This window comes from Neobacillus sp. KR4-4, from assembly GCF_042136325.1.
GTDB lineage: Bacteria > Bacillota > Bacilli > Bacillales > Cytobacillaceae > Neobacillus.
This window is the reverse complement of record NZ_JBHHJU010000022.1, coordinates 83,469-89,659: the sequence shown is the minus strand read 5'-3', so window position 1 is coordinate 89,659 and position 6,191 is coordinate 83,469. Positions and strand designations below refer to the sequence as shown.

The following is a 6,191-nucleotide window of genomic DNA, read 5'->3' as shown; positions in this document are numbered from 1 at the left end:
ATTAGGTGTTCGGTGTGGTAACCTCACTTTTAACCTAATTTCACGGGGGTGGCAAGTTTTTTGCATTTAAATCCCTTTAAATCAAGGATTATTAACTTTTTTAATATAAAAGTTTTGACAATACGTTTTAATAATAGGGGGGAGGAATATGGTGTGAATGTGGGTGTGAGAATTAGTGAAGATAGCGGTGGTTAGTACGGGATTCAGGCATAATGGATAGGATATTTTCACGTTTGAAGGTGCGCATTTGTTTTCGAAGCAGACAAAAGGCGCGAATATATTCGTCATTCATTTCCTTCACAATCAACTTCCGTTGGGATAATTCTTGGTTATCGGCTAGGTAAATCATTTCTAATGGAATATTTTCCTCAATTGAACGCATAAACAGTCCTTCCATCTGGATCACGCCTTTCTTGGTTTATAATATTATTATATCCAAACATTTGTTCTTAATTCAAGATGTATAGAACTAATGTTCTATTTGGTTAATTGTGGCGAGTAGCTCTTTACAAATGGAGAGAAAAAGATATTGACATTCTTATAAATTTTATTATAATTATATTTGTACTTAATATATTGATCTGATAGTTCAGTGTGAGAATACATCCTTGACAAGGATAGGGTCATAAAAAATTTTATAATACGATTTGGTAGCTCAGGGGGAGAGCACTTGCTTGACAGGCAAGGGGTCGTGGGTTCAATCCCCACCCAGATCATCAAAAAAATCACCTTCAAATGAAGGTGATTTTTTTGCGAAAGTCACACAATGGTCACGTCGGGAGTCCATTTTGCTTTACTAAAGCCAGGTTAAATAACAATATAGTCAAGTTTAGCTTTTTCTATTCCAACAGATTCCCAAGAGGTTTATATATGGAATCGATCATTTCAGTAGGTCCTGGGATATTTGGGAAAGTGAACAGTAAATTCATTAGCAGCCATCCCAAAATCGTCAAGCTGACGAATGCTGCTTTCTCCTTTTTTTGATTGCGATTTAATTTTTTCCATTGGAAAAGCGTCATACAAAGAACAATAAACGTACTTCCAAATAAAGGGCCCCATCTCATTTTTGTTTCACCTCTTCTGGAATAATGGCAGAAAGCACTGAGTTCATTCCCTGTCTGCGTATTTTAATGTCCAGGTCAATTGTTACTTCAATAGTTGGAAAGATTTCATTCCAACGATATTTGTCCCTTTTCCACAAATCAGGGTATTTTCTGTTAAATGTATCACCAAAACCAAAAATATCTGCTTTCATATCTTTCTGGACATGAACTAATGCGAGTTTCACTCTATTTTCAACTTCCTTTTTTAACTGGTGTTGTAAGTTTTTTATCACTTCAATATTGGTCATATCTAATGGAGTTGTATTTTGAACGATATCAGCTTCTGCGTTAGCTTTAAGTAACACTTTCCACTTTCCATTATCAACCTTTGGGATTAATTTTGATGATGCATTCTGTAAACTCAACGAGACATATCCGTTAGCTCCTTTTGGTTTAACGGTTACAGTTGCCAGCCTAATATCATTTCGAAGCCACAGAACCCCTCTAGTGATGGAATCATCAATTTTACCAACCATCTTATCTTTTTGGAATATAGCGGTACCCGCAATGTAAGCAATCGTTTCTTTTTTCTTTTTTCCTCCTTCAGGAGGTAACATCTTGATCCAAGGAACAGCAGAATCTCCAGATTCACTCAACACCATTAACGCAAAATCTTTGACGGTTACTTCCATCCCTACCTTTAGGGTTTCTAATTCACGAAGAACAGCTGCTAGATCCCGTTCCAAAGGCGGAAGCAAGCTCAATACTTCTTTTGCCTTTTGTTTAGAAATAAATAGTTGTGACCTTTCACGCAGTTGGGGATGCCGAATAATAAAATCAACGTGTTTTAGAAGACCCTTCTTTGCTAACTTTTCATTGAAGATGAATACTTCTGTATGTCCCCAAAAAATATGACGCGGCAATTTTTCCTGAAGTTTTGACATGGCTTCAGCTATCGTTACCCCTTTTGCGGACCTCACTAAAGTCTGGGCATCGCCTGCTTCGCTGCCTCCATTCATACTTTGACCGCTGCCTGCACTTTTAGGGATATAGAGAAGAACAGAAAGCTCAATGGTTTTATCTGATAGTTTATCAATGCCTGCTGCCGTTACCAACCCCAAGTCATTTACCTCTTTTCTATCCCAGCAGCCCGATAAAAGCAGAACCATAATATTTATGAAAACTAGAGCGAATATTTTCTTTATAGTTTGTAAACTTTCGTTGCTCATCCTGTCGTCGTCTCTTTTTTCCGAAAGAATTTATTGCCAATTAAAGCAATTATGAGGAGAATGAATGGAACGATAATTTGTAATGAAAGAAAATAAAATGGTGCTGAAGTGCTAAGAAAATGAGAAAGTTCTTGTAAACTAGGTGCTGACCATGCCCCAAAAGAAATTAACAAAAATCCAATTGGAAACACAAGCGGGCGAAAATCTGATAACTTAAGCCATTGGGCCGTTCCTAGAGTTAATGCATAATAAAAAACCGAAATTTTGATAAATGTTCCTGCAACCCAAATAGCCATTACAATCGCTTCCAGATGTTCCAAAAATTCAGCCATACTAATGTATTGTGCCGCTATCATGACTGGATAAGTCAATGTTGATGTCAGATTTCCAAATAATAAAAGGGAAGTAAAATTAGTCAGAACGATAAAGAACATCACACTTGTGACTGAGATTAATCCCCATTTCAACCCTTTTTCTCGATTGGTTAAATAAGGTAAGAAGAAAGCAATGAGAATATACTCGCTAAACCAACTTTGCGGAACAATGGACCCTTTAAGAGAAGGTGCTATTCCATTTGCCATAAATGGAAACATATTCTGAATGTCTAAATCTTTTAAAAGCATGATAAAAATCACTAGATACAAAAGAAGCACAACCGGGACTATCATTTCAGAACATCTGCCTATTACTTCCAGTCCACCATAAACCGCAAAAGAGCATACCAAAATCATCGTGCCAAAAATAAAAAGCATGGGAGTATGTGGAAGAAATGTACCCGAAACAAATTCACCATATTCACGAACAATAATGCCAGTAATATGGAAATAAAAAAATAAGTATAGAGCTCCAAGGATTTTTCCTAAGACTTTTCCTAAAATAAGTTCACAATATTCGATAAGGGTATTCTTGGGATATATCTTATTTAGTTTATAAGCTAAAAAAACAGCCAAAAATCCCATAAGAGATGACCAAATCGGTGATAACCACATATCCTGCTTTGCGTGTTTCGCGGTAATGGCAGGTACTAATAGTAAAACTGTTGCAAAAATAGCTGGATTCATCATAATTGCCATTTGAGAGCCAGAAATTTTTCCTTTTTCTATCATGTCTTGTTCATCTCCTGTTCATCTTCTTGGGCGGGACCTGGCTTTTGTCCATAGGATTGGCGGTTTGTGTTTCCGGAACCTGTTAAACGAGGACGCTTCTTCAAAGACCACCATGGTGCCCTTATTAAAACATCTTTCATCTCATTTCCTTTCATTGGTGCCATCGGTCCTAAATATGGTACTCCAAATGAACGAATCGTACTTAAATGTATAATAATTGTTAGTAGACTAAGTATGATCCCAAGCAGTCCTATTGTTCCTGCCATAAACATGATGGGGAAACGAAGCATGCGTATGGCAATCGCTGCATTATAACGGGGAATGGAAAAGGAAGCAATCCCTGTGATTGCTACCACCATCACCATCGGAGCTGAAACGAGTCCAGCTGACACTGCAGCCTGTCCAATTACCAATGCACCAACTATGCTAACGGCAGAGCCAACTTGCTTGGGTAAACGGAGACCCGCCTCTCGTAATGCTTCGAATGTAACTTCCATAATAAGAGCTTCTACTAAGGCTGGGAAGGGTATTTCTTCCCTTGATTTAGCAACGCTTATCAATAGCGTTGTTGGGACCATTTCTTGATGAAAAGTAAGGATTGCCACATATGTAGACGGCAGCAATAAAGCAATCAGTAAAAATGCATATCGCAGCCACCGTACTAAAGTTCCCATCAAAAAACGTTGATAATAATCCTCTGCAGCTTGAAATAATGAATAAAAGGTGATGGGTGCAATAATTGTGAATGGAGTTCCATCAACTAAAATAACTACTCTGCCTTCTAACAAATTTGCAGAAGATACATCTGGTCGTTCGGTATTTAAAACTTGTGGAAAAGGAGAAAAAGGATAATCCTCAATAAACTCTTCGATATAGCCACTTTCCAATATACCGTCAACATCGATACGACTTAATCGGTTGTTGATTTCTTCAAGCAGCGTTTGGTCCACAAGTCCGTCAATATACATAACAACAACTTGAGTTTGACTGTAACGTCCAATGTTCATAGAGAACATTTTTAAATCGGGGCTCTTTAATTTTCTACGCAAAAGTGAAATATTAACACTTAAAGTTTCTGTAAAACCATCTCTCGGACCACGAACAACGGATTCGGCACTAGGCTCTTCAATGGAACGTTTTTCCCATTTGGCTAATCCCAACGTGACACCCTGAGAATGTTGATCAATTAAAACAACGGGGTTTCCTGTTGATATTTGATTAATCACATCTTGAATCTTATTTACTTGCTTTATATTTGAAACCGGAAGATTCTCCAGAACAGAATAATCTAACCCATTTTCTGATTCAAGGTTAATAAGTTCGGACAACACATTCTTATCCATTTCTTCAATATTTGATAGCCCTTCAATATAAATTAGTACAGCTTTTTGCGAATTTCCTATCAAGAACGTTCGGAAAATCACATCTGGACATTTGCTGTAGATGGATTTCAGAGCACTGATGTTTTCCTGTAAACTATTGGAAAGATTATCTTGGGCGGTAAGTGCCTTTTCATCAGTCTGTTCCAGCGGTAATTTCTTGTCGGAGGTTTTAAAAAGAACTTTTCTCATTCGTTTTTTCCAATCCAATATCATTTCCCTCTTTAGCAACCTAGTTTATATGCAAAATATGGTAGACAAGATTTATTTTTCCACTATCTTCTTTAATTAATACGTTTAGTATTTGATCGAAATGGCTTTTTGGAAAGGTAAATTGCAATTATTGTTTATTAAAAGGATTTGACAGGGTTAACGGCGAATTGATTAATCGGAGTCATTTCCTTGGGAAATATGAGGTGCAAAAATGGAAAAACTATCGAGTTTAAGAGTTTACATTATTACAATTGCAGGTGCGGTATGTTGGGGACTTATTGGTTTATTTATTGCCCCTTTGTATGCTCGCGGATTCACGGCTTGGGAGGTAGTTGCCATTCGTGGTATTTTTACCTTTGTTATCCTAATCCTAGTTATGACAGTATTTTATCGGGATCAATTACGTACTAGATTAAAAGATCATATTTTTTTCGCTTGTGCAGGAATTTTAAGTGTCGCTTTATTTAATTTTTTTTATTTTGAAGTTTTTTCTCAATCGAGTTTATCCCTTGCAGTAACACTTTTATATACAGGTCCTCTGTTTGTAACCATCCTGTCTCGGCTCTTTTTTAAGGAGTCCCTGACTATTCGTAAAGGGTGGGCACTTGCTCTTGCTATTACAGGTTGTGCCTTTGTTGTAGGCCTGCTGCCACTAGGCCAAGAAGGTATACAAATGAAAACCTTGGTCATGGGGATTTTATCTGGATTTTGTTATGCGTTGTACAGTATTTTCAGTAAACCTGTAACCCAAAGGTATTCTGCATGGACCATTACAACGTACACATTTCTTTATACGAGTATATTCATGTTATTGACAAGTGACATAATTAAAAAGACTGATCAATTTCAATATGCTGATGTTTGGGTGGCAGCGGTGTTGTTAGCTCTAGTATCAACGGTTGCAGCTTTTGTTTTGTATACTTCAGGACTAAAGTATTTAGAAGCTAGTAAAGCGTCCATTTTAGCAACGATTGAACCTATCATTGCAGTAGGAACTGGAGTACTTTTTCTGGGGGAACAACTACGGGGATGGCAGGTGTTAGGAATTGCATTGGTTTTGTATTCAGCCATTCTTGTCGCAGATGGAAGGTCTAAGGCTAAGAAACACGTTGATACCATTTTAGAGGAGGAAAGCACGGTATGATACAACCATAGCAGGACCAATAATCGATAACTTAAAAAACCGAAAAAATTAAAGATTCATTTCGAAACTTAATATTT

6 protein-coding genes and 1 tRNA gene are annotated in these 6,191 nt (G+C 37.2%); 2 read left to right on the top strand and 5 right to left on the bottom strand.

All coding sequences use genetic code 11. The features are described 5' to 3' along the window. Nucleotides 1–172: 172 nt before the first annotated feature. Complete coding sequence (locus ACE198_RS19990) at nucleotides 173–382, bottom strand: hypothetical protein (protein WP_251456433.1); 210 nt, start codon at nucleotides 380–382, stop codon at nucleotides 173–175. A 262-nt stretch (nucleotides 383–644) separates the two neighbouring features. Between ACE198_RS19990 and ACE198_RS19985 the strand changes: the two genes are divergently transcribed. Beyond that, nucleotides 645–716 (top strand) — tRNA-Val (locus ACE198_RS19985). Nucleotides 717–839: 123 nt separating this feature from the next. Here the strand turns inward: ACE198_RS19985 and ACE198_RS19980 are convergent. The 4 genes from ACE198_RS19980 to ACE198_RS19965 are packed head-to-tail and all read right to left on the bottom strand — an operon-like array spanning nucleotide 840 to nucleotide 4,973. Next, nucleotides 840–1,064, bottom strand: coding sequence for a hypothetical protein (locus ACE198_RS19980; RefSeq protein ID WP_098572479.1), 225 nt, complete (start codon nucleotides 1,062–1,064; stop codon nucleotides 840–842). After that, entirely contained in the window at nucleotides 1,061–2,272 is a 1,212-nt protein-coding gene (locus ACE198_RS19975; RefSeq protein ID WP_375376804.1) for a Ger(x)C family spore germination protein, read from the bottom strand. Before ACE198_RS19975 ends, ACE198_RS19980 begins: the two co-directional genes overlap by 4 nt. After that, nucleotides 2,269–3,378: a GerAB/ArcD/ProY family transporter gene (locus ACE198_RS19970; protein ID WP_375376803.1), complete on the bottom strand. Its 1,110-nt coding sequence runs from the start codon at nucleotides 3,376–3,378 to the stop codon at nucleotides 2,269–2,271. The genes ACE198_RS19975 and ACE198_RS19970 overlap by 4 nt, the downstream gene beginning before the upstream one ends. Then, nucleotides 3,375–4,973 (bottom strand): spore germination protein, encoded by a 1,599-nt coding sequence (locus ACE198_RS19965; RefSeq protein ID WP_375376802.1) that lies wholly within the window; start codon nucleotides 4,971–4,973, stop codon nucleotides 3,375–3,377. Before ACE198_RS19965 ends, ACE198_RS19970 begins: the two co-directional genes overlap by 4 nt. A 208-nt stretch (nucleotides 4,974–5,181) precedes the next feature. Here ACE198_RS19965 and ACE198_RS19960 point away from each other — a divergent pair, with 208 nt between their 5' ends. Beyond that, complete coding sequence (locus ACE198_RS19960; protein WP_375376801.1) at nucleotides 5,182–6,114, top strand: DMT family transporter; 933 nt, start codon at nucleotides 5,182–5,184, stop codon at nucleotides 6,112–6,114. Nucleotides 6,115–6,191: the final 77 nt, after the last annotated feature.

What these genes read in the sequence shown, in the direction of transcription:
- ACE198_RS19990 (WP_251456433.1), bottom strand. Translation starts at nt 382, where the DNA reads ATGCGTTCAATTGAGGAAAATATTCCATTAGAAATGATTTACCTAGCC.
- ACE198_RS19980 (WP_098572479.1), bottom strand. Translation starts at nt 1,064, where the DNA reads ATGAGATGGGGCCCTTTATTTGGAAGTACGTTTATTGTTCTTTGTATG.
- ACE198_RS19975 (WP_375376804.1), bottom strand. Translation starts at nt 2,272, where the DNA reads ATGAGCAACGAAAGTTTACAAACTATAAAGAAAATATTCGCTCTAGTT.
- ACE198_RS19970 (WP_375376803.1), bottom strand. Translation starts at nt 3,378, where the DNA reads ATGATAGAAAAAGGAAAAATTTCTGGCTCTCAAATGGCAATTATGATG.
- ACE198_RS19965 (WP_375376802.1), bottom strand. Translation starts at nt 4,973, where the DNA reads ATGATATTGGATTGGAAAAAACGAATGAGAAAAGTTCTTTTTAAAACC.
- ACE198_RS19960 (WP_375376801.1), top strand. Translation starts at nt 5,182, where the DNA reads ATGGAAAAACTATCGAGTTTAAGAGTTTACATTATTACAATTGCAGGT.